The sequence below is a fragment of the Pseudomonas congelans genome (genome assembly GCF_900103225.1).
Lineage (GTDB): Bacteria > Pseudomonadota > Gammaproteobacteria > Pseudomonadales > Pseudomonadaceae > Aquipseudomonas > Aquipseudomonas congelans.
This window is the reverse complement of record NZ_FNJH01000007.1, coordinates 52,980-75,459: the sequence shown is the minus strand read 5'-3', so window position 1 is coordinate 75,459 and position 22,480 is coordinate 52,980. Positions and strand designations below refer to the sequence as shown.

The 22,480-nt window shown below is 60.9% G+C and carries 24 protein-coding genes; 9 read left to right on the top strand and 15 right to left on the bottom strand.

The window, feature by feature from the left end; translation table 11 throughout:
• Positions 1–70: 70 nt before the first annotated feature.
• The 3 genes from betI to BLR20_RS20960 form a co-directional block, all read right to left on the bottom strand.
• Positions 71–664: a transcriptional regulator BetI gene (betI, locus tag BLR20_RS20975; RefSeq protein WP_002555619.1), complete on the bottom strand. Its 594-nt coding sequence runs from the start codon at positions 662–664 to the stop codon at positions 71–73.
• A 454-nt stretch (positions 665–1,118) separates the two neighbouring features.
• Complete coding sequence (locus BLR20_RS20965; protein ID WP_054992478.1) at positions 1,119–2,507, bottom strand: GTPase/DUF3482 domain-containing protein; 1,389 nt, start codon at positions 2,505–2,507, stop codon at positions 1,119–1,121.
• On the bottom strand, positions 2,500–3,879 hold the full coding sequence (locus BLR20_RS20960; protein ID WP_054992477.1) for a DUF2868 domain-containing protein: 1,380 nt from the start codon (positions 3,877–3,879) through the stop codon (positions 2,500–2,502). The genes BLR20_RS20965 and BLR20_RS20960 overlap by 8 nt, the downstream gene beginning before the upstream one ends.
• 109 nt (positions 3,880–3,988) lie before the next feature.
• Between BLR20_RS20960 and BLR20_RS20955 the strand changes: the two genes are divergently transcribed.
• Positions 3,989–4,501 (top strand): dihydrofolate reductase, encoded by a 513-nt coding sequence (locus tag BLR20_RS20955; protein ID WP_032612310.1) that lies wholly within the window; start codon positions 3,989–3,991, stop codon positions 4,499–4,501.
• A 190-nt stretch (positions 4,502–4,691) separates the two neighbouring features.
• The gene (locus tag BLR20_RS20950) at positions 4,692–5,750 is read left to right on the top strand and encodes an HAD family hydrolase (protein WP_054992476.1); all 1,059 of its coding nucleotides are present in this window, start codon (positions 4,692–4,694) and stop codon (positions 5,748–5,750) included.
• Positions 5,751–5,791: 41 nt separating this feature from the next.
• Here BLR20_RS20950 and trmB read toward each other — a convergent pair whose 3' ends face one another.
• The 4 genes from trmB to BLR20_RS20930 form a co-directional block, all read right to left on the bottom strand.
• Complete coding sequence (gene trmB / locus BLR20_RS20945) at positions 5,792–6,439, bottom strand: tRNA (guanosine(46)-N7)-methyltransferase TrmB (protein ID WP_222943635.1); 648 nt, start codon at positions 6,437–6,439, stop codon at positions 5,792–5,794.
• A 97-nt stretch (positions 6,440–6,536) separates the two neighbouring features.
• A complete protein-coding gene (locus BLR20_RS20940) occupies positions 6,537–7,331 on the bottom strand; it encodes a thiazole synthase (RefSeq protein ID WP_010432397.1) in 795 nt (264 codons plus the stop codon).
• Between the two features lie 51 nt (positions 7,332–7,382).
• Positions 7,383–7,583 carry a sulfur carrier protein ThiS gene (gene thiS / locus BLR20_RS20935; protein ID WP_010432400.1) on the bottom strand — a complete coding sequence of 67 codons (201 nt, stop codon included), beginning with the start codon at positions 7,581–7,583 and terminating at the stop codon, positions 7,383–7,385.
• A 115-nt stretch (positions 7,584–7,698) separates the two neighbouring features.
• Positions 7,699–8,079, bottom strand: coding sequence for a DUF423 domain-containing protein (locus BLR20_RS20930; RefSeq protein ID WP_003372515.1), 381 nt, complete (start codon positions 8,077–8,079; stop codon positions 7,699–7,701).
• Positions 8,080–8,159: 80 nt separating this feature from the next.
• On the opposite strand from BLR20_RS20930, the gene mtgA reads away from it, so the two are divergent.
• The gene (gene mtgA, locus BLR20_RS20925) at positions 8,160–8,870 is read left to right on the top strand and encodes a monofunctional biosynthetic peptidoglycan transglycosylase (protein WP_054992489.1); all 711 of its coding nucleotides are present in this window, start codon (positions 8,160–8,162) and stop codon (positions 8,868–8,870) included.
• Positions 8,871–9,121: 251 nt separating this feature from the next.
• On the opposite strand, the gene rpoH is transcribed toward mtgA, so the two are convergent.
• The 4 genes from rpoH to ftsY all read right to left on the bottom strand — a co-directional run bounded on the left by rpoH (position 9,122) and on the right by ftsY (position 13,296).
• The gene (gene rpoH, locus BLR20_RS20915; protein ID WP_002555629.1) at positions 9,122–9,976 is read right to left on the bottom strand and encodes an RNA polymerase sigma factor RpoH; all 855 of its coding nucleotides are present in this window, start codon (positions 9,974–9,976) and stop codon (positions 9,122–9,124) included.
• 118 nt (positions 9,977–10,094) lie between these two features.
• Complete coding sequence (ftsX, locus tag BLR20_RS20910; RefSeq protein WP_003393643.1) at positions 10,095–11,129, bottom strand: permease-like cell division protein FtsX; 1,035 nt, start codon at positions 11,127–11,129, stop codon at positions 10,095–10,097.
• Positions 11,126–11,797 (bottom strand): cell division ATP-binding protein FtsE, encoded by a 672-nt coding sequence (ftsE, locus tag BLR20_RS20905; RefSeq protein WP_002555631.1) that lies wholly within the window; start codon positions 11,795–11,797, stop codon positions 11,126–11,128. The genes ftsX and ftsE overlap by 4 nt, the downstream gene beginning before the upstream one ends.
• Positions 11,794–13,296 carry a signal recognition particle-docking protein FtsY gene (gene ftsY, locus BLR20_RS20900; protein WP_054992475.1) on the bottom strand — a complete coding sequence of 501 codons (1,503 nt, stop codon included), beginning with the start codon at positions 13,294–13,296 and terminating at the stop codon, positions 11,794–11,796. The genes ftsE and ftsY overlap by 4 nt, the downstream gene beginning before the upstream one ends.
• 256 nt (positions 13,297–13,552) lie before the next feature.
• Here ftsY and BLR20_RS20895 point away from each other — a divergent pair, with 256 nt between their 5' ends.
• The 4 genes from BLR20_RS20895 to BLR20_RS20880 all read left to right on the top strand — a co-directional run bounded on the left by BLR20_RS20895 (position 13,553) and on the right by BLR20_RS20880 (position 18,425).
• Positions 13,553–14,905, top strand: coding sequence for a M16 family metallopeptidase (locus BLR20_RS20895; RefSeq protein WP_010432412.1), 1,353 nt, complete (start codon positions 13,553–13,555; stop codon positions 14,903–14,905).
• The gene (locus BLR20_RS20890) at positions 14,902–16,392 is read left to right on the top strand and encodes a M16 family metallopeptidase (RefSeq protein ID WP_054992474.1); all 1,491 of its coding nucleotides are present in this window, start codon (positions 14,902–14,904) and stop codon (positions 16,390–16,392) included. Before BLR20_RS20895 ends, BLR20_RS20890 begins: the two co-directional genes overlap by 4 nt.
• The gene (gene rsmD / locus BLR20_RS20885) at positions 16,392–16,982 is read left to right on the top strand and encodes a 16S rRNA (guanine(966)-N(2))-methyltransferase RsmD (protein WP_003316320.1); all 591 of its coding nucleotides are present in this window, start codon (positions 16,392–16,394) and stop codon (positions 16,980–16,982) included. The genes BLR20_RS20890 and rsmD overlap by 1 nt, the downstream gene beginning before the upstream one ends.
• Before the next feature lie 408 nt (positions 16,983–17,390).
• Positions 17,391–18,425 carry a hydrolase gene (locus BLR20_RS20880; RefSeq protein ID WP_096124712.1) on the top strand — a complete coding sequence of 345 codons (1,035 nt, stop codon included), beginning with the start codon at positions 17,391–17,393 and terminating at the stop codon, positions 18,423–18,425.
• A 7-nt stretch (positions 18,426–18,432) separates the two neighbouring features.
• Here BLR20_RS20880 and BLR20_RS20875 read toward each other — a convergent pair whose 3' ends face one another.
• Together BLR20_RS20875 and BLR20_RS20870 are read right to left on the bottom strand one after the other, a co-directional pair.
• Positions 18,433–19,290, bottom strand: a complete 858-nt coding sequence (locus BLR20_RS20875) for a sulfurtransferase (protein WP_032612328.1) — start codon at positions 19,288–19,290, stop codon at positions 18,433–18,435.
• 54 nt (positions 19,291–19,344) lie between these two features.
• A complete protein-coding gene (locus tag BLR20_RS20870) occupies positions 19,345–20,007 on the bottom strand; it encodes a TetR/AcrR family transcriptional regulator (protein ID WP_054992473.1) in 663 nt (220 codons plus the stop codon).
• A 367-nt stretch (positions 20,008–20,374) separates the two neighbouring features.
• Here BLR20_RS20870 and coaD point away from each other — a divergent pair, with 367 nt between their 5' ends.
• Together coaD and BLR20_RS20860 are read left to right on the top strand one after the other, a co-directional pair.
• Positions 20,375–20,854, top strand: a complete 480-nt coding sequence (gene coaD, locus BLR20_RS20865) for a pantetheine-phosphate adenylyltransferase (protein WP_003348749.1) — start codon at positions 20,375–20,377, stop codon at positions 20,852–20,854.
• 98 nt (positions 20,855–20,952) lie between these two features.
• Positions 20,953–21,204, top strand: a complete 252-nt coding sequence (locus BLR20_RS20860) for a YfhL family 4Fe-4S dicluster ferredoxin (protein WP_003316325.1) — start codon at positions 20,953–20,955, stop codon at positions 21,202–21,204.
• A gap of 8 nt (positions 21,205–21,212) precedes the next feature.
• On the opposite strand, the gene BLR20_RS20855 is transcribed toward BLR20_RS20860, so the two are convergent.
• Together BLR20_RS20855 and mutM are read right to left on the bottom strand one after the other, a co-directional pair.
• Complete coding sequence (locus BLR20_RS20855) at positions 21,213–21,551, bottom strand: hypothetical protein (protein WP_054992472.1); 339 nt, start codon at positions 21,549–21,551, stop codon at positions 21,213–21,215.
• Positions 21,552–21,648: 97 nt separating this feature from the next.
• Positions 21,649–22,461 carry a bifunctional DNA-formamidopyrimidine glycosylase/DNA-(apurinic or apyrimidinic site) lyase gene (gene mutM / locus BLR20_RS20850; RefSeq protein ID WP_054992471.1) on the bottom strand — a complete coding sequence of 271 codons (813 nt, stop codon included), beginning with the start codon at positions 22,459–22,461 and terminating at the stop codon, positions 21,649–21,651.
• Positions 22,462–22,480 lie beyond the last annotated feature (19 nt).

The window sequence follows — 22,480 nt, the reverse complement described above, 5'->3', positions numbered from 1 at the left end:
ACTGATTTCAGTGTGCCGGGTTTGTCCGGCAACAGGCTCATACAGTCGTTCGGTGAGGGCTTCGAAAGCCTCAGCTCGCCGATTTCGCCAATTGAAAATCCATGTACTCGTAAGCGATCCGTTGCGCTTGCTCGGTGTCGAATGCATCGCCTGACAGCGCGCCTCTCAGCCACAACCCGTCTATCAGGGCTGCCAGCCCGCGGGCGGCGCTGCGTGCCTGTTCCAGTGGCAAGGTGCGGCGGAACTGACAGCACAGGTTCGAATACAAACGGTGGTCGTTGATACGCTGCAATCGGTGCAGCGAGGGGTGATGCATGCTGGTCGCCCAGAAGGCCAGCCAGGTTTTCATGGCCGGGCCGCTGACCTGACTGGCGTCGAAGTTGCCTTCGATGATCACTTGCAGGTGAGCCCTGGGGCTGTCTTCGGTCAGCGCCTGACGGCGTTCGCGGACGTTCTGGATCAAGGCGTTCATCAGGTGCCGCATCGTGGCAGCGATCAGGCCGTTCTTGTCCTGAAAATAGTGACTGATGATGCCGTTGGACACGCCTGCCAGTCGCGCAATGAGGGCAATGCTGGCATCGCCCATACCGACCTGGTCGACCGCAGTCAGCGTGGCCTGGATCAACTGTTGGCGGCGGATGGGTTGCATTCCGACCTTGGGCATTGGCGCGATTCTCCCGGGTGTCTGCAGTGATCGTTGTAACGAAAAGACGAGACCAGTCTAAAGATTTTTTATTGAACGATCAATCAATAAAAAATCAGCAGCGAGTTTTCAGTGGCAAACGGTACGTTTAAAAGCGTTTGATGGCGGGGCTGATCGGGGTTCGGTGCGGCGCAGATTTTGTGACGCGGAGCGTCACGCAAGGCATTCCCACACTGGAGCGTGCGGAACGATGGGTTCTGTAACTATCGTGCCGACGCTCTGCGTCGGTATGCCGTTCTGGACGCTCTGCGTCCGATCTTGAGCGTGCGGTGCGGCGCAGATTTGTGACGCGGAGCGTCACGACAGGCATTCCCACGCTGGAGCGTGAGGAACGATAACCTCAACTATCGTGCGACGCTCTGCGTCGGTATGCCGTTCTGGACGCTCTGCGTCCGATCTTGAGCGTCGACAACGCTCAATCCTGCAACACCACGTCAGCCAGTTCATCGATTGCTTCCTGCCTCTCGCCCTGATTCGGTCTGGGCTGCGGGTTGAGCGTCGACCACTGCGGGTGGGCGCGGGCGCGTGACAGCGGCTCGGGGATTTTGCCTTTGCGCCAGGTCTTGTCCTGCGGTGTGGTCAGTTCGATGCTGTGCAGGGCAGCGTGGCCTCTGACACCCAGCGCCAGCAGCAAATGGCGCTGACGCAGTGCGAGCAGGCGCAGTACCGCATCGTCGACGGTCAATTCTCTGCGCCCCTTGAACTTGCCAAGCAACCGGCCTCCGTAGCTGCGCGCTGTGGATAACGCACCACCGGCAATCGCCCCGACCAGCGAAGCAGCACCCAGCGTTACGCCACCGACCATCAGGTCGACCCCTGCCCCGGCCGCCGCGCCAGCCGCCACACCGCCGCCAACGCGCACGCCCATCAACTTCAGGGTTTCCGGGTTGAACAGGTCATCGCCCCAACGACCGTCCATCAACGGCAAATCACTGCTGGATACATCATCCTTGCGAAACGCATACAGCTTGAGCAGCGCCTCAACACACTGCTGTTCGCGCTGCCGAACCGCCTTGCGCAGCGCTTCCACAGCCTGCTGCTCCTGGTCGGCGGTGGTTTCGACACTGCGCCGGCACGCTGCGCAATCAATCAGCAGTTCGGCGATCAGGCGAGCAGCGCTGTGGCGTTTGGCTGTGCGCTGTTTTTCCTGATCATCAATCAGCCGTTCGAGCCGCGGCCGCGCGCTTTCCAGCAACAGCGCCAGGCTTTCATACAGCCGACGGCCGCCGTCTTCCGGTGGCGCCACGCTGTCGAAACGCACCAGCGCATGCAGGCCCAAACGTGAAAGCGCTTCGCGCCACTCCGGCTCGCGGTGCTGCTGCGCGCTAACGAAATTCAGAACCGGCAGCAGTGGTTTGCCACAGCTCGCCAATACCGCCAGCTCGTCACGGTATTTGGCCAGCACCGGCTCACGCGCATCGATGATATACAGCCCCGCGTCCGAGTCGAGCAACTGGCGCATGACCTTGGCCTCTTGCTCAAAACGCTGGCGTGCCTCGCTGCCCTCCAGAAAACGCGCCAGTCGTGCAGGCCCGTCCAGACGCTCACCGGGACGGTCCAGGCGCTCCAAGTAATCGAGCAGCGCGATAGCGTCTTCCAGGCCAGGCGTGTCGTACAGCTCGACCAGTGCCTCACCGTCCACAGAAAGACGTGCGCCCTCGACATGGCGAGTCGTACTGGGACGATGGGACACTTCGCCGAAACTTACGTCGCCCGTCAGGGTACGCAGCAGCGAGGTCTTGCCGACATTGGTGTGACCGACCACCGCCAGCTTGATCGCACGACTGCTGTCTGCTTCATTCATGGCCTGTCTCCAGCCAGTTCAAGGGCGCACTGTCGGCGTGCGGCAACTGCAATTGATCCAGCGCCAGGTGCCAGTCGCCGAGGCGCTCCGGGTCAAGCCTCTGCCCGGCAGGCGCGGGCAGCAGCCAGATGCGCGCTGCACCGGCGCAGCGCGCCAGTTCGGCGATCAACGCCAGACTGCCACGGTCAGGCGAGCGGCGCGGGTCGCAGGCGATCACCATGCGCGCAGGCGGATACTGGGTCAGTTGCTCCAATAGCTTGTGGCGCGACTCACGGCTGTCGAGAACGCCTGCATCGGCAACACCAGACGGTAACGCTGGCGGCCAGACCTGCTGATCATCCAGCTCGATGGCCACCAGCAGCGCGCCGTCGCTTTCGGTCATCCCTGCGCTGGACTGCACCTGATGCAGCGCAGCAGGTTCAGCATCGTTGACACCCAGGCGCTCGCTGCTGGGCATCAGGCGCTCACGCAATTCAAGGTACTCAGGCAAATCCAGATCGAGGCGCAGCGCTGCCCGCCCCTGCTTCCAGCGCCACAGGCAGAACCCGGCCAGCAGCAGACGCGGCACGATGCCGTACACCAGCAGCACACCGACCAGCCAGGCCGCCCAGGCCTGACGCGCATTCTCGATACTCAGCGCACCATTGCCGCTGGCACGGATCATGGTTTCGTCCGGCACGCTGAACCCCAGCCAGGCCGGGATCGTACCGAGTGTCTGGGTAAGGCTGACGAACGTATCGCTGCTCAGAATGGTGGTTTCCCAGACAAACCCGTAGCGTCGGGTCGCCATCAGCATCAACAGCAGCACCAGCGCACTGAGTAACGCCAGCAGCCACAGGCTGTGCACCACCAGCCCGAGCGCCCAGCGATTCAGGCGCTGGCGTTGCAACAGCAAAACCAGTGCGGGAGCGAGCTGCGCGGCCTGGGCGTCACGCGCGAGTTTCTCACTCAGCCACAGCCACACCCGGCCCAGCCCGGTGTTACTGCGCCCGGCGAAGATCAGGCCCAGCGTCCAGGTCAGCAACAGCACAAGGTTCAGCCCCAGCAGACTGCCCAGCGCCCAGAACACATTGACCGGTGCCTGCCCGTCGCCCATTGCGGCGAACGCCAGCCCTGCCCCGCTGATGACGGCCAGCACGGCCATCGCCATCAACGCCAGACGCGCGCCCTGCTTCCAGCGATGCAGCGCCGCAAGCATGCCGTCGCGTTCCGCCAGTCCAAGGGCGCGGTGTGTAATGCGCGCAGTCAAGTCGCCGCCGGCAGCGCGGGCACGGCGATTGGCTTCCTGATCATCCAGCACGCCGGCCTGTTGTTCACGCAGGCGCACGGCTTCGGTCAGCCAGAGGGTATCGAGGGGGGTCAGTGCAGTCACACAGTGTCTCTTGATTGAATTCAGCGGTGAGCATAACCGCAGTCATGGGACTGAGCACGGCGCATGTCAGTTCATTCGCCTGCCCGGCGACCTCTGATATCCTCGCGGCATGAAAACTCATCTCCCCCTCAGCCTGATTGCCGCCCTTGGTGAAAACCGAGTGATTGGCGTCGACAATTCCATGCCCTGGCATTTGCCGGGGGATTTCAAATACTTCAAGGCAACGACGCTCGGCAAGCCGATCATCATGGGTCGCAAGACCTGGGATTCGTTGGGCCGCCCGCTGCCCGGCCGCCTCAACCTGGTGGTCAGCCGTCAGACTGACCTGCAGCTTGAAGGCGCGGAAGTCTTCGCTTCGCTGGACGCCGCCGTCGTGCGTGCCGAGCAGTGGGCGCAGGAACAGGGTGTCGACGAGGTGATGCTGATCGGCGGCGCACAGCTTTACGCCCAGGGCCTCCCTCAGGCCGATCGCCTGTACCTGACTCGCGTGGCACTGAGCCCTGATGGCGACGCATGGTTTCCGGAATTCGATACGGCGCAGTGGGCGCTGGTATCCAACAGCGAAAACGCCGCCGTCGATGACAAGCCGGCTTACAACTTCGAAGTCTGGGAACGCGTCTGATCAACAACTTTTGGCGCAATTGCGGCCGTTGACGAAAAACTGCAATAAAAGTGTCGTTTTTGGTTTCACTGTCGCAAATAAAGGGGCAAACGGCGTCATTTGGCTTTTTTCGGGTCGCTGACGTACTTTTGCCTTCACAATAATTTGTTACGGTCTGCCCCTTCGTTTTTTCGACAAGGGGAAATTGCCTATGAAACTCGTGCCAAAACTGTTGGCCGCTGCCGTCTGCTTCGGGCTCGCCAGCCAGGCTATCGCAGCCACCGAATTGAAGCATTGGCCCGAGCCTGCCGCCAAGGCGCTCGACGCAATGATTGCGGCGAACGCCAACAAGGGCAATTACGCAGTCTTCGACATGGACAACACCAGTTACCGCTTCGACCTCGAAGAGTCGCTGCTGCCTTACATGGAAAACAAAGGCCTGATCACCCGGGAAACACTCGATCCGTCGCTGAAGCTGATCCCCTTCAAAGACACCGCCGAGCACAAGGAAAGCCTGTTCAGCTACTACTATCGCCTTTGCGAAATAGACGACATGGTCTGCTACCCGTGGGTCGCGCAGGTGTTTTCCGGCTTTACGCTTCAGGAGCTCAAGGGCTACGTCGATGAGCTGATGGCCCTGAAAAAGCCGATCCCTGCGACCTACTACGACGGCGACACCGTCAAGCAGCTCAATGTCGAGCCGCCGCGGGTCTTCACCGGGCAGACCGAGCTGTACAACAAGCTGATGGAAAACGGCATCGAGGTGTATGTGATGACCGCGGCGTCCGAAGAGCTGGTACGCATGGTCGCTGCAGATCCGAAGTACGGCTACAACGTCAAACCGCAGAACGTGATAGGCGTTTCGACCCTGTTGAAAGACCGCAAGACAGGCGAGCTGACCACCGCACGCAAGCAGATCACGGCGGGCAAATACGATCCGAAAAGCAACATGGGCCTGGAGCTGACGCCGTATCTGTGGACCCCGGCAACCTGGATGGCGGGCAAGCAGGCGGCTATTCTGACTTACATCGATCAGTGGAAGAACCCGGTCCTGGTCGGCGGCGATACCCCGACCAGCGACGGCTACATGCTGTTTCACAGCGTCGATGTAAGCAAGGGCGGCGTGCACTTGTGGATCAACCGCAAGGACAAATACATGACCCAGCTTAACGGCATGATCAAGGACAACGCCGACGCTCAGGCCAGGGAGAAGCTGCCGGTCACGGCAGACAAGAACTGGGTGATCGTCAAGCCGGACGAGATTCAGTAAGCGACACGGCATTGCGGGTTGTCAGCAACCCGCAAGCCCGGTCAGTCGACTTTCTCGAACTTCAGATCCCAGACGCCGTGTCCGAGCTTCTCGCCACGGCGCTCGAACTTGGTGATCGGCCTTTCCGCAGGGCGCGGGACGTACTGGTTGTCTTCAGCCTGGTTGCGATAACCGGGCGCCACGCTCATCACTTCCAGCATGTATTCCGCGTAAGGCCCCCAATCGGTGGCCATGTGGAACACGCCGCCGGCCTTCAGTTTGCTGCGCACCAGCGCGGCGAATTCCGGCTGCACGATGCGGCGCTTGTGGTGACGGCTCTTGTGCCACGGGTCCGGGAAGAACAGCATCAGGCGATCCAGGCTGTTGTCCGCAACGCAGCGGTTCAGCACTTCAATAGCGTCGCAATCGTAGACGCGCACATTGGTCAGTCCCTGGGTCAGTACGCCATTGAGCAGCGCGCCCACGCCTGGAGAATGCACCTCAACACCGATGAAGTCGTGCTCGGGGGCCGCAGCCGCCATTTCCAGCAGCGAGTGACCCATGCCAAAGCCGATTTCCAGCGTACGCGGCGCAACGCGACCGAATACCTGATCGAAATCCACCGGCGTGTCGGTCAGCGACAGGCCATACAGCGGGAGGCCTTGATCGAGGCCGCGCTGCTGACCTTCGGTCATGCGGCCGGCACGCATCACGAAACTCTTGATGCGGCGGTGCGGGCGCTCTTCGCCTTCTTCGACAGCAGGCGACTCTGGGTGCGGAACGTGCGAATCAGTCATCAACGGGCTCTTACTTGATCAGGCCATCCAGCGGCGAAGACGCGCTGGCATAGAGTTTTCGTGGCATACGCCCGGCGAGGTACGCCAGACGACCGGCAATTACGGCGTGCTTCATGGCTTCGGCCATCATCACCGGCTGCCGGGCATGGGCGATGGCCGAGTTCATCAGTACCGCTTCACAGCCCAGTTCCATCGCGATGGTGGCATCGGAGGCGGTACCGACACCGGCATCGACCAGCACCGGCACTTTGGTTTCTTCAAGAATGATCTGCAGGTTGTACGGGTTGCAGATACCCAGACCGCTGCCGATCAGGCCAGCCAGCGGCATGATCGCGATGCAGCCGATTTCGGCCAGCTGGCGGGCGATGATCGGGTCATCACTGGTGTAGACCATCACGTCGAATCCGTCCTTGACCAGAATCTCGGCGGCCTTGAGGGTTTCGATCACATTCGGGAACAGGGTTTTCTGGTCAGCCAGCACTTCGAGCTTGACCAGATTGCGGCCGTCGAGCAATTCCCGGGACAGGCGGCAGGTACGCACGGCCTCGGTCGCATCGAAGCAGCCGGCGGTATTCGGCAAAATGGTGTAACGATCAGGCGGCAGCACGTCCAGCAGGTTCGGCTCGCCAGGGTTCTGGCCCAGGTTGGTGCGGCGCACTGCAACGGTGACGATCTCGGCACCCGACGCTTCGATGGCCAGACGGGTCTGTTCCATATCGATGTACTTGCCGGTGCCTACCAGCAGGCGCGACTCGAAAGTCCGGCCGGCCAGGACGAAGGGCTTGTCGCTGCGAACATTGCTCATCGGAAATCCTCATAACGTGCAGATTGGGTTGGGCGCAGTGCGGATTGCGAACTAGCCACCGCCAATGGCATGAACCACTTCGACCTGATCGCCTTCACTCAGGACAGTTGCTACATGCTGACTGCGCGGCACGATATCCAGGTTCAGTTCCACCGCGACCCGGCGCCCGGCAAGGTCCAGACGGGTCAGTAATGCCGCGACGGTTTCGCCATCGGGCAATTCAAAGGGTTCGCCGTTCAACTGAATGTGCATGCGGGAGCAGCCATCATTTTTGGGGGGCCAGCATTCTAGCCCGATCAGCCGGTATGACCAAGGCAAAGCCACGCCATTCGTCTCAAGCGCGGCCTGCTTCGCGCAGAGCAAATGCTCAAGGAGGCGAACCCAGCCTCCAGGCCGCCAGCCCCAGCATCGACCAGCCGAACAGAAATGCCAGACCACCGAACGGCGTGATGATGCCCAGCTTGCTGAACCCGGTGAGGGTCAAGGCGTAGAGGCTGCCGGAAAACAGCAGAATACCGACCGCGAAGGAGAATCCGGCCCAGGTGATCAGGCGTCCGGGGATGTGCGTTGCCAGTATCGCCACGCCGAGCAGGGCCAGCGCGTGAATCAGTTGATAAAGCACACCCGTGTGGAACACTGCCAGGTACTCGGCGCTCAGGCGTTCCTTGAGACCGTGGGCGGCAAATGCGCCCAGGGCCACACCGGTGAAGCCGAAGAAGGCGGCCAGCATCAAAAAGCTACGAAGCATCAGGAACTCCAGTGAAAAATCGTCGGAAGGCGCACGGTCTGTATAATGGCCCGCTCAACGGGTTCGGCCAAGCCATCTCTATGCTGCAGTCTATTCTTCGTCGCCTCTTCAAAGCCCTGCTGTGGTTCGCCGCAGGCAGTGTTCTCGTGGTTCTGGTTCTGCGCTGGGTGCCGCCACCGGGCACCGCGCTGATGGTCGAGCGCAAGATCGAATCCTGGGTCGACGGCGAGCCTATCGACCTGCAACGCGACTGGGAGCCGTGGGATAAAATCTCCGAAAATCTGAAAATCGCGGTTATTGCCGGCGAAGACCAGAAATTCGCCGAACACTGGGGTTTCGACGTCGACGCGATTCAAGCGGCCATCCTGCACAACGAGCGCGGCGGCTCGATACGCGGGGCCAGCACGCTCAGCCAGCAGGTATCGAAAAACCTGTTCCTGTGGTCCGGCCGCAGCTATCTGCGCAAGGGGCTTGAAGCCTGGTTCACCATGCTTATCGAGCTGCTCTGGTCCAAGGAGCGCATCCTCGAGGTGTACCTCAACAGTGTCGAGTGGGACGAAGGTGTATTCGGCGCCCAGGCTGCGGCGCAACACCACTTCCGCACCAACGCCAGCGCGCTGTCGGCGCAACAGGCCAGCTACCTCGCCGCCGTTCTGCCCAACCCGCGCCAGTGGAGCGCCAGTCACCCGAGCAGCTACGTCTCTCGCCGCGCAGGCTGGATTCGTCAGCAGATGCGTCAGCTGGGTGGGGATGAGTACCTGCAGGGGCTGAACAGCAGCCGTCGCTGGTGAGGTTTGCGCTCTGTTTCAACGGCCTTTCGTTCCCCACGCTCGTGCCCGGGAGGCTTTTGTAGGAGCGAACTTGTTCGCGAAGGCATTATTTTGAACGCCAAATCTCCTGCGACTGTAAGGGCCCTTTCGCGAACAAGTTCGCTCCTACGTTCGAGCATGGGAACGTCCACGCGGAGCATGGGCACGGTAGGCAATCCCCGCAAACAAAAACGCCCCGATCATCTCGGGGCGTTTTTCGTTGCCGTTCAGCCTTACGCGGCGATCGACGTCTTGAGCTTGTTCATCGCGCTTTTTTCCAGCTGACGAATACGCTCGGCAGAGACGTTGTACTTCTGTGCCAGGTCGTGCAGCGTGGCTTTTTCTTCTGCCAGCCAGCGCTGGTAGAGAATGTCACGGCTGCGTTCGTCCAGCACGTCCAGCGCCTGATGCAGATTGGCGGTGGAGTTGTCGGTCCAGTCGGAGTCTTCCAGTTGACGCGCCGGGTCGTAACGGTGGTCTTCCAGATAGTTGGCCGGCGACTGAAAGGCGCTGTCGTCATCCGCTTCGGCTGCCGGGTCGAACGCCATATCGTGGCCCGTGAGACGGCTTTCCATCTCACGCACTTCACGCGGCTCGACGCCAAGGCTTTCTGCAACACGATGGACTTCATCGTTGTTCAGCCAGGCCAGACGCTTCTTCTGGCTGCGCAGGTTGAAGAACAGCTTGCGCTGCGCCTTGGTCGTGGCGACCTTGACGATGCGCCAGTTGCGCAGGATGAACTCGTGAATTTCGGCCTTGATCCAGTGCACGGCGAAAGACACCAGACGCACGCCCATTTCCGGGTTGAAACGTTTCACGGCCTTCATCAGACCGACGTTACCTTCCTGGATCAGGTCGGCCTGCGCCAGACCATAACCCGAATAACTGCGCGCGATGTGCACGACGAATCGCAGGTGGGCGAGGACCATTTGACGGGCCGCGTCCAGATCCTGCTCATAGTAGAGACTCTCAGCCAGTTCACGCTCCTGCTCGGGCGTCAGCAAGGGAATGCTGTTGACCGTGTGCACATAGGCCTCGAGGTTCGCACCCGGGACTAGAGCATAAGCAGGTTGCAAAGAAGTGGTCATACGAAAAAACCTCCAGCGCACAGGTAATGTGCAGTTCAGCATTAGCCAGATTGACCCGGAACCGCTAACCAAGTTCCTTGATTTTCAGAGGCCAGTCTGGTGAATCAATAATGTGGCTCTACCGGGGCGCCAGTTCACGAAGATGTCGGGCCACCGCAATCCAGGCACCGATATACCCTAACAGAACCGCTCCAAGCAAGAGGGAAAGACCATCACCCATTGGCACGCCGGCCAGCGCAAAGTCACTTCCGTAGAGACCTGCCAGCCCGACCACTGCGCCGTTCAGCCAGTTCAGGCCATAAGCCAGAACGCCCCAGGACAGGATGCCAGCCCCGAAGCCGTAAAGCGCGCCCATATAAAGGAAAGGCCTGCGCACGTAGCTGTCGGTACCGCCCACCAGTTTGATGACTTCGATTTCGATGCGGCGGTTTTCAATGTGTAGACGAATTGTGTTACCAATTACTAACAGCAAAGCCGAGACCAGCAAAACCGTCAAGCCGAAAACGAAGCGATCACCCAGTTTGAGGATCGCGGCCAGTCTTTCGACCCAGACCAGGTCCAGCTGCGCCTGCTCTACCTTGGGCAATTCGGCCAGCCGCGTGCGCAAGGCCTCAAGCGCAGGTTTGTCCACCTCGTCCGGCGTCACCAGCACCACGCCCGGAAGCGGGTTCTCCGGCAATTCCTTGAGCGCCTCGCCCAACCCGGACTGCTGCTTGAACTCACCCAACGCCTGTTCGCTGCTGATGTACTCAGCATCTGCCACGCCGGGCATCGCCTTGATTTCATCGCGCAGGCGAGTGCCATCGGCGGTGCTGGCATCCAGGTTCAGGTAGATCGAAATCTGCGCCGCGCGCTGCCATGAACCGCCCAGACGCTCGACATTGCTCAACAGCAACGACAAGCCCATCGGCAGGCTCAGGGCAATCGCCATCACCAGACACGTAAAGAAGCTGCCAATCGGTTGTTTGCCCAGACGTCGCAGGCTGTCCAGCAGACTGGAACGGTGACTTTCCAGCCAGGCGGACAATAGCGCACTGAAATCAGGGCCGTCGTCATCGTGGTCGTGGCGCTGCTTTTTCTGTTTCGGCGGCACCGGATCGGCGGCTTTTGGCGCGACGCGCTCTGAAACCTTGGGGCTGCGTGTGGCACTCATACTCCGGCCTCCCCGTCACCGATCAGACGACCGCGCTGCAGGGTAAGCATGCGATGGCGCATGCGGGCGATCAATGCCAGGTCGTGACTGGCAATCAGCACGCTGGTCCCCAGTCGGTTGATATCTTCAAACACACCCATGATCTCCGCCGCCAGGCGCGGGTCGAGGTTACCGGTCGGTTCATCGGCAAGCAGCAGGGCCGGACGGTGAACGATGGCGCGGGCAATGCCGACACGCTGCTGTTGACCGGTAGAAAGGTCACCCGGATACAGCTCGGCCTTGTCGGACAACGCCACTCGCTCAAGCGCCGAGTCGACGCGCTTGGCGATCTCGGGCTTGGAGAGACCAAGGATCTGCAGCGGCAACGCGATGTTGTTGAACACCGTGCGATCGAACAGCAACTGGTGATTCTGGAACACCACGCCGATCTGACGACGCAGAAACGGGATTTGCGCGTTGCTGATTTGCCCAAGGTCCTGACCGGCCAGCATCAGTTTGCCGGTGGTCGGACGCTCCATGGCCAGCAACAGGCGCAGCAGCGTGCTTTTGCCGGCACCGGAATGACCGGTGACAAACAAAAACTCGCCGCGACGTACTCGAAAGCTCAGTTCATGCAACCCGACATGTCCATTCGGGTAGCGCTTACCGACCTGCTCGAATCGAATCATGAACGCTCCCGCTCCGCAAACAGTGCCTGAACAAAGGGTTCGGCCTCGAAAGTACGAAGATCATCGATACCTTCACCGACGCCGATATAGCGAATCGGCAAGCCGAACTGCTTGGCCAGGGCGAAAATCACGCCGCCCTTGGCGGTGCCATCCAGCTTGGTCAGCGCCAGCCCGGTCAGCGTGACGGTCTGGTTGAACTGCTTGGCCTGATTGATAGCGTTCTGCCCGGTGCCCGCATCGAGGACCAGCAGAACTTCGTGGGGAGCGTCTGCGTCCAGCTTGCCGATCACGCGGCGAACCTTCTTCAACTCCTCCATCAGGTTGTCCTTGGTGTGCAGACGACCGGCGGTGTCAGCGATCAGCACGTCGATACCGCGAGCCTTGGCGGCCTGCACTGCATCGAAGATGACAGAAGCCGAGTCGGCACCGGTGTGCTGGGCGATGACCGGTATGTGATTACGCTCACCCCAGACCTGCAATTGCTCGACGGCTGCAGCGCGGAACGTGTCGCCCGCCGCCAGCATGACCTTCTTGCCTTCCAGTTGCAGCTTCTTGGCCAGCTTGCCGATGGTCGTGGTCTTGCCTGCGCCATTGACGCCGACCACCAGAATCACGAACGGCTTGTGTTCGGACTTGATCACCAGCGGTTGCTCGACAGGCTTGAGCATCGCGGCCAGCTCGCCCTGCAAAGAGGTGTACAGCGCCTGAGCGTCGGTCAACTGCTTGCGCGCGACCTTCTGGGTCAGGCTCTTGATGATGACCGAGGTGGCTTCAACGCCGACATCGGCGGTCAGCAGTCGGGTTTCGATTTCTTCGAGCAGGTCGTCATCGATGGCCTTCTTGCCCAGAAACAAACTGGCCATGCCTTCGCCAATGCTGGCACTGGTCTTCGACAGCCCCTGCTTGAGGCGTGCAAAGAAACCGACCTTACCGGTTTCCGGCTCGGGTATAGCAGGCCCCGGCACTGCAAGCTCTTGCGCAGCAGGCTGAACAGGTTGCGGCACTGCCTGCGCGACGGCTGGCTCTGGCTCTGCAACAGGCTGAACCAGCACCGGCTCAGGCATCGCGAGCGGCACGATATCCGCTACCGGCTCCGCTGCAACGGGTTCAGGCTCCAGCGGTTGGGGCGCAACAAGGGCATGGCTTTGTTCAGGGATGGCCGGCGTGACATGCGGCTCGCGCTCGTCACTCAATGCCACCGGCTCTTCGGTCACCGGCAAGGTCAGCCAGGGCTGAGGCGACGGCGCGCCGGGCTCGACATGGCCTTGCGATGCAGGCGCTGCTGCTTCGGCAGTGACTTCGGGCACCGATTGCGAGGCAACATGGGGCTCAGCCTGCGGCGTCGCTGCAACCGGATCGGCGATCGGGTCGGGTTGCGTCGGGGATGATTCTGCTGGCTTCGGCTCGGTCTGCTGCGGCTTCTTGCGCAGCCATCCGAACAGGCCTTTCTTCTCTCCAGCCTCGGCTGGGGTCTTCTTGTCGTCGTTGGAACCAAACATGGATGACGGCTATCTCAAGGTTGCGGGGCGCCAGAGGGCGACCCGGAAAAATTCTGACATGCAAAACAGACTGCGTTTAGGACTTCTTGTTCACTCAACGGCCGCTTGTGCAGCTACCTTTACCTGCGTTTCAGACAGGTTTCACTCGCAATCGGCCAGTGAAGGGTGTCTCTGAAGCAAACGGATCAGTATCCTAACACCCCCGCGCCCGCCGACGCTAAGTTCAAGCGGGCCGTCCTACAGGTTCAAACTACGAATGAATGCTCTAGCCCGCCGCGCCGCAGGCCTGCTGCTCAGCACAATTTGTCTGCCTTTGACAGCATTGGCTGCTGATCCGCAACCGACTCACGAATTCACCCTCGACAATGGCCTGAAGGTTGTTGTCCGCGAAGACCACCGCGCTCCGGTGGTGGTTTCGCAGATCTGGTACAAGGTTGGCTCCAGCTACGAAACGCCGGGCCAGACCGGTCTGTCCCACGCGCTTGAACACATGATGTTCAAAGGCAGCAGCAAAACCGGACCGGGTGAATCTTCGCTGATTCTGCGCGATCTGGGCGCTGAAGAGAATGCGTTCACCAGCGACGACTACACCGCCTATTACCAGGTGCTGGCGCGTGACCGTCTGAGCGTCGCGCTGGAGCTGGAAGCCGATCGCATGGCGACCCTGAAATTGCCCGCCGACGAGTTTAGCCGCGAGATAGAGGTCATCAAGGAAGAGCGCCGCCTGCGTACCGACGACCAGCCGATGGGCAAGGCGTTCGAGCGCTTCAAGGCGATGGCCTACCCTGCCAGCGGCTATCACACGCCGACCATCGGCTGGATGGCGGACCTGGAACGCATGAAGGTCGAAGAACTGCGCCACTGGTACGAATCCTGGTATGCGCCGAACAACGCCACGCTGGTGGTGGTCGGTGATGTGCAGCCGGACGAAGTCAAAGCCCTGGCAGAACGCTTTTTCGGGTCGATCCCGCGCCGCGACGTACCGCCGTCGAAAAAACCACTGGAACTGGCCGAGCCGGGCGAGCGCAAGATCACCCTGCACGTCAAGACCCAGCTGCCGAGCCTTATCTACGGTTTCAACGTACCGAGTGTCGCGACCGCTGAAGATCCTCGCTCGGCGAACGCCCTGCGTCTGATCGCAGCGCTGCTCGACGGTGGTTACAGCGCACGCATTTCCTCGCGCCTGGAACGCGGCGAAGAGCTGGTCTCCGGTGCCTCTTCGCGCTACGACGCGTTCGCTCGCGGCGACAGCCTGTTCATGATCAGCGCCACCCCCAACCTGCAAAAGAAGAAGACCCTGGCCGATGTGGAAGCCGGGATCTGGCGCCTGCTCGATGAGCTGAAAACCAAGGCGCCGTCCGCCGAGGAGCTGGAGCGTGTCCGCGCCCAGGTGATTGCCGGCGTGGTCTACGAGCGCGACTCGATCACCAGCCAGGCAACCATGATCGGAGAGCTGGAAACCGTCGGTCTGTCCTGGAAGCTGATGGACAATGAACTGGAGGCGCTGCAGAGCGTGACACCGCAAGACATCCAGAAAGCTGCCAACACCTATTTCACCCGTGAGCGCCTCAGCGTTGCACACGTTCTGCCTGAGGAGAAAGCCAAATGATCACGCGCAATGCTCCACGTCATGCGCTGCTTGGCCTGATCCTGGCCGGTTCGCTCGGTGCCTTTGTCGCACTGCCAGCCCTGGCCGACGACGCCCCTGCCGAGCAGGGCCAGGCCGCTCCCGCGCTGGGCAGCAACCTGCAGACCCTCAAGGAACTGGACGGCAAGGCTCCGGCCCGCCGCGCCCTGAATATCCAGACCTGGAATACCGCCGAGGGCGCCCGTGTGCTGTTCGTGGAATCCCGCGAATTGCCGATGTTCGACATGCGCCTGACGTTCGCTGCGGGCAGCAGCCAGGACCAGAAATCGCCCGGCATTGCCCTGCTGACCAACGCCATGCTCAACGAGGGCATCAAAGGCAAGGACGTCAACGCGATCGCCCAGGGCTTCGAAGGCCTGGGCGCCGACTTCAGCAACGGATCCTACCGCGACATGGCGGTGACCTCGTTGCGCAGCCTGAGTGCTGCGGACAAGCGCGAGCCGGCCCTGAAGCTGTTCAGTGAAGTCGTGGGCAAGCCCACCTTCCCTGCCGATTCTCTGGCCCGCATCAAGAACCAGTTGATCGCCAGCTTCGAGACTCAGAAACAGAACCCCGGCGCTATCGCCAGCAAGGAACTGTTCAATCGTCTGTACGGTGATCACCCCTACGCCCACCCGAGCGAAGGCGACGCCAAGAGCGTCAATGCCATTACCCTGGCTCAGCTCAAGGCTTTCCACGCCAAGGGCTATGCGGCGGGCAATGCAGTGATTGCTCTGGTCGGCGACCTGTCGCGAGACGAAGCACAGGACATCGCGGCTCAGGTATCTGCCTCGCTGCCCAAAGGCCCGGCGCTGGCCAAAGTGGCTGACCCGGTCGAGCCCAAGGCAGGCACCACACACATCGAATTTGCCTCCAACCAGACGCACCTGATGCTCGCGCAGCTGGGTGTTGACCGCAACGATCCGGACTACGCGGCACTCACCGTGGGTAACTCGGTATTGGGCGGCGGCGGCTTCGGCAGCCGGCTGATGACCGAAGTGCGGGAAAAACGCGGCCTGACCTACGGTGTGTCTTCCGGCTTCACCGCCATGCAGGTGGCGGGACCGTTCATGGTCGGCCTGCAGACGCGTGCGGAAATGAGCGAAAACACCCTCAAGCTGGTGCAGGACATCGTGCGCGACTTCCTCGCCAATGGTCCGACCCAGAAAGAAGTCGACGATGTGAAGCGCGAACTGACCGGCAGCTTCCCGCTGACCGCAGCCAGCAATTCGGCCATCGTGGGTCAGTTGGGTGCCATCGGCTTCTACAACCTGCCGTTGACCTACCTTGAGGACTACATGGCCGCCGCGCAGAACGTGACCGTCGAGCAGGTGAAAGCAGCTATGAGCAAGCATCTGAGCGCCGACAAGATGGTCATCGTCACCGTGGGTCCTACCGTCGAGCAAAAACCATTGCCGGCGCCGACCGACAAACCCGCCCGCCAACCTGCAGGGGTCCCGGAACACTGATGGCCAATCCACGTCCGAAGGGCCACAACGGCCTGGGTCAGCTTCGTATCATCGGCGGAGAATGGGGCAGCCGCCGCCTGACCTTCCCCGACGCCCCAGGCTTGCGCCCGACACCTGATCGCGTGCGCGAAACCCTGTTCAACTGGCTGGCACCCTACATCGCAGGTGCCAGGGTGCTGGACGTTTTCACGGGCAGCGGCGCGCTGTATTTCGAAGCCTTGTCGCGTGGCGCCAGCATGGGCCTGGCCCTGGACAGCAACGCGGCAGCCATCGCCAGCCTGCGCCAGAACCTCAATGCACTGAACTGCACCAGCGGCCAGGTCTCTCAGACCGACGCCCTGCGCCATCTGGAAACCGCCACAGCGTCGCCCTTCGACGTCGTGTTCCTCGACCCGCCCTTCCATCAGGGCCTGCTGGCTTCAGCCTGCAACCTGCTGGAAAGCCACGGCTGGCTGGCCGACACCGCCTGGATCTACACCGAAAGCGAAACACCGCCATCGACCACCGGCTTGCCGGGCAGCTGGCGGTTGCACCGCGAGAAAAAGGCCGGCCAGGTCTATTACGCGTTGTGGCAGCGGGGCCAGGGCTGACAGCTCACGTACCAGTGCTCCGCGTTTGGCATGCAGGTCTTGAGGACGCAGAGCGTCATGAACGGCGTTCCCACGCTGGAGCGTGCGGAACGAGAGTTTTATAACTATCGTGCCAATGCTCCGCGTTAGCATGCCGTTCTGGACGCTCTGCGTCCTCTTGGCGATGCAGAGCGTCGCGAACGGCATTCCCACGCTGGAGCGTGCGGGACGAGACTCTTGTAACTATCGTGCCGATGCTCTGCGTCGGCATGCAGTTCTGGACGCTCAGCGTCCTCTTTTCCATGCAGAGTGTCATGAACACATTCTTCCGGCTCGCGTAACGACGTAACGATCAGTCCCCCTTACATCCCGGACTGCTTAGTGGCAACGTATAGCCCGTCACCCCAGACCTGATCGTTGAGCAAGCACGTGTCCAAACGTCCTACCTTTCTGTCCCATGCCAATCCATTCGTCCCGGCCGTCGGCATGGGCAATCCGCATTTGCAGACGCTTTGGGGGCCGCTGCTGCGCAAGCCGACGTTGCTGGCGCGTACGCGCGAGCGATTGTGGTTGCAGGACGGGGACTTTCTGGACATGGACTGGCATGGTCCGGATGAGTCCGATAAACCCTTGGTGCTGGTGCTGCACGGTCTGACCGGGTCGTCCAACTCGCCCTATGTTGCCGGCCTGCAAAAGGCCATGGCGGCGCAGGGCTGGCCCAGTGTGGCGTTGAACTGGCGCGGCTGCTCGGGAGAACCCAACCTGCTGTCGCGCAGTTATCATTCCGGGGCGAGCGAGGACCTGGCCGAGGTGATAGCTCATTTGCGTTCGCTGCGGCCATCGGCTCCGATTTATGCAGTGGGGTATTCGCTGGGCGGCAATGTGTTGCTTAAGTACCTGGGTGAATCCGGCGCCAGCAGTGATTTGCGGGGGGCGGTGGCGGTGTCCGTGCCGTTTCGTCTGGACGAATGCGCCAACCGTATCGGTCAAGGCTTCTCGCGGGTTTATCAACGGCACTTCATGCGCGCAATGCTGGCTTATATCCGTGACAAGCAGCATCGGTTTCAGCATGAAGGCATCAGCGAGGGGCTGGCCGAGCTTGCCGCGCTGGGCTCATTGGAGAACATGCGCACTTTCTGGGACTTCGATGGCCGGGTGACTGCGCCGCTGCACGGCTTTACCGATGCCACGGATTATTACCGCAGGGCGTCCAGCCGCTATTACCTAGGCCAGATTCAGACGCCGACGCTGATCATCCAGTCCAGCGACGACCCGTTCGTGTTCCCTCACAGCCTGCCCGAACCCAGCGAGCTATCGTCCTGCACCGAATTCGAACTGCACACCAAAGGCGGGCATGTCGGCTTCGTCGAAGGCTCGCTTCGTAATCCGCGTTACTACCTCGAACGTCGCATACCGCTGTGGCTATGCGCCGCCCAGGAGCGCGACGGCCCGCCCACCGGTTGATAACGAATCAATCGGCGCCCGTGGCGATTGCGCGCTCAGGATCGGTGATCCACTCGCTCCACGATCCCGCATATAACGTTGCCAGCGGATAACCTGCCAGGCACAGGGCGAACAGGTTATGGCAGGCGGTGACGCCTGAACCGCAATAGGACACCAGACTCTCCGGCGGGCGGTCCTGCAGCTTTTCAGCGAAACGCTGCCTGAGCTGCTCGGGCGGCAAAAAGCGTCCATCCGCGCCAAGGTTGTCAGTGCAGGCCGCACACTGCGCACCGGGGATATGCCCGGCCACCGGATCCAGAGGCTCTACGTCGCCTCGAAAGCGCGCTTCGGCACGGGCGTCGATCAGGGTCATTTCCGGGCGTCCCAGACGACCCTGCAAGCGACTGCCGCTGAGCACCATGGACATATCCGGCTCACCGCTGAAATGACCGGGTTCACGATTCGGCGCGTCAAGGCTCAACGGCAGCCCCGCAGCGTGCCAGGCCTTCAGGCCGCCATCGAGCAGGTAGACGCCTTCGCGCTTGCCCATCCAGGCCAGCAACCACCAGGCCCGCGCGGCATACATTCCCGGACCATCGTCGTACAGCACCACATCGCTGTCAGGGTTGATGCCCCACGCCTGAAAGCATTGCAGCAAGGCGGCGGGATCGGGCAGTGGATGACGTCCGGTCCTGCCCTTGATCACAGGCCCGCTGAGGTCGCGCTTCAGATCGGCAAAAGACGCGCCCTCGATATGCCCCTGGGCGTAACTGCGTTGACCGTAGTCGGAATCCTCGAGCGCGTAACGGCAATCGAGAATCACCAGGCCTGGAGTTTTCTGGCGTTCAGCCAGTTGCTCGGGGTTGATCAGTTGCGCAATGGACATGACACACTCCTGTGGCAGAGAACCGCCAAGCTGGCTGCTCGTCGGTCCCGGAATTCACATCAGAACCTCGGGCAGCGATGCATGAAACGTTTTGCACAGTGCATCGAACGCTTCGCGAGCCTGAGGCGCGACAAAAACAGATTCGAGCATAAGTACCTGATAGACGCCACGTCGAATAGCCGATTGGTTGATCTCCGTGGCGTTTTCCCGATTGGTGCACAGAAAACGCACCCACGACGTCAGGACGATCCAGGTGTTGAGACTGGTCCATTCGATCTGCGACTCATCCATCTTCAGGATGCCCGCCTTGATGAACCCCCGGTAGATGGTCATCGCCTGCATCAGACAGCGGTAAGAAAAACGCCGATAACGCCTCGCCAGTTCCTCATCCGACGTCAGCAGGTGCTCAAGGTCACGGTGCAGAAAACGGTAGCGCCACATGGCGTCGATAATCGCCAGGAAGTAATCGCGCTTGTCCTCGATGGTGGGTACACGGTCGGCTGGCAGGGTCAGGAAACTGCCGATCAGCACCTCATACTCGGAGAACAGCTCAGCGATGATCGCCTGCTTATTGGCGAAGTGGTAATAAAGATTGCCGGGCGAGATTTCCATGTGCGCAGCGATGTGATTGGTGGTCACGCAACGCTCGCCCTGCTGATTGAACAGTTCCAGACTGGTTTGCACGATTCGTTCACGGGTTTTGGTACGCGGTGCCATGCTGGGCCAGGCCACTCTTTGCTGATCAGGTGATGGCAATCTTAGCGCAGGCTGATACTGCGATGGTGGCAGAATCGTTGCGATGACAGAGTCATGTCGACGCAGGGAGACGGCACAGGACAGATACCCGCACTGATCGAAAATCCGCATGGCGTTCCGCTCATCAATCAATGTCAGTCATACAAAATTTTCATGCACCGACCAGCCAATGTGGCTGCGGTAAATAGCCCCAAAATCAGGGATCTCAGTGCAAACATGGCCGATAATCGGCGCAATACGACGTTTGATAGCTGCCACACAGCTTGGCCCATCGGGAAGGCTGCGATACCATCCGAGTCCCACAACGGACTCCGACCAGGACGACGCGATGAACCGAGTGTTGTACCCAGGCACCTTCGACCCGATTACCAAGGGCCATGGAGATTTGGTCGAGCGCGCATCGCGCCTGTTCGACCAAGTGGTCATTGCGGTTGCTGCCAGCCCGAAGAAAAACCCGCTGTTCCCCCTGGAGCAACGCGTCGAGCTGGCCCGCGAAGTCACCAAGCACTTGCCCAATGTGGAAGTGGTCGGCTTTTCGACCCTGCTGGCGCATTTTGCCAAGGAGCAGAATGCCAACGTCTTTCTGCGCGGACTTCGTGCCGTGTCGGACTTCGAGTACGAGTTTCAGTTGGCCAACATGAATCGCCAGTTGGCACCGGACGTCGAAAGCCTGTTCCTTACGCCCTCGGAGCGCTATTCGTTCATTTCCTCGACGTTAGTGCGTGAAATCGCCGCGTTGGGCGGTGATATCACCAAATTCGTTCACCCGGCCGTTGCCCAGGCGCTGACCGAGCGCTTCAAGCGCTAGACTCGCTGCATGTGAAGGTGCATCCCGAAGACTAATGCGGCACAATTCGCCGCATTGGTTTTAATGTGCCCCGGCGTCGGCTGCGGCAGGAGCAATTCATGTCCCTTATCATCACTGACGATTGCATCAACTGCGACGTCTGCGAACCCGAGTGCCCAAACGAGGCGATTTCACAAGGCGAGGAGATCTATGTGATCAATCCGAACCTGTGCACCGAATGCGTCGGTCACTACGACGAGCCTCAATGTCAGCAGGTTTGCCCGGTCGACTGCATCCCTCTGGATGAAAATCACGTCGAGAGCAAAGAGCAACTGATGGACAAGTACCGGATCATCACCAGCAAGGCCTGATAGCGCCCTTACTGCTGCTTGCCGTACCCGTCACCCGTGCAGCCCAGGCAACGCACGAAGGCTGCCTTGCCTGGATCCACCACCAGCGCCTTGCCCGTTGCCCCAAGGTTGCCGCCTGCCGCCGCAAAAGGCGCAGCGATCACGAACAGTCCCGTACCGATAACAGTGGCCGCTATCAACAAGGGTCGGGCAATCAGCAAGTCACCGATCATGGCAAACGCCGGCGGGTTCTGGATGGTGTAGACCGGATCGCCGCTGCCTGTGGTGACATCGGCGGCAACCGCCGGCAGTGCCTGCAGGCCGATGAACAACGCCAGCGTGGCAGCGAAAATACGAAACGGGCTCATGGCTTGATCCTTCAGGCGTAGCAAATAATTAAGGTGCCATCACTATAAACAGGGCTGCGGGTTAAGCAAATGGCCTACGGCCCCTGTCATGCGTATTTCAGCGCTGACATTTCGGGCAGTAAACGCTGGCGCGCTGGCCCAGCTTGACTTCACGCAGCGTCGTACCGCACACCTTGCATGGCTGACCGCCACGCCCATACGCAAACAATTCCTGCTGGAAATACCCTGGCTTGCCGTCACCGCCGATGAAGTCACGCAGGGTGGTACCGCCACGTTCTATAGCGTAGGCCAGAATGCGCTTGATCTCGATGGCCAGCTTCAGATAGCGCGCCCGGGACACACTTCCCGCTTCGCGGCGCGGGTCGATGCCGGCTGCAAACAGTGCTTCGGTCGCATAGATATTGCCCACGCCGACCACTACAGCATTGTCCATGACGAACGGTTTGACCGCGATCGACTTGCCACGCGAGCGCTCGTAGAGACGCTCGCCATTGAACAGATCGGTCAGCGGCTCCGGCCCCAGGCGAATCAACAGTTCGTGGTTATGCGGATCAAGGCTCCAGAGCATCGCGCCGAAACGACGCGGGTCGGTGTAACGCAAGGCCAGCCCGGACTCCAGTTCGATATCGACATGCTCGTGTTTGAGCGCCGGAAGCCCGGCTTCGACCAGACGCAGATTCCCGGACATGCCCAAGTGGCTGATCAGGGTGCCCACCTCGGCCTGGATCAACAGGTACTTGGCGCGTCGATCAACCTGCACGATGCGCTGACCGGACAGGCGAATGTCCAGATCCTCGGGAATGGGCCAGCGCAAGCGGCTGTCGCGCACGATCACGCGGCTGACGCGCTGACCTTCAAGATGCGGCGCAATGCCACGGCGGGTGGTTTCGACTTCAGGTAATTCAGGCATGGACAACTCGGTCGTGCAG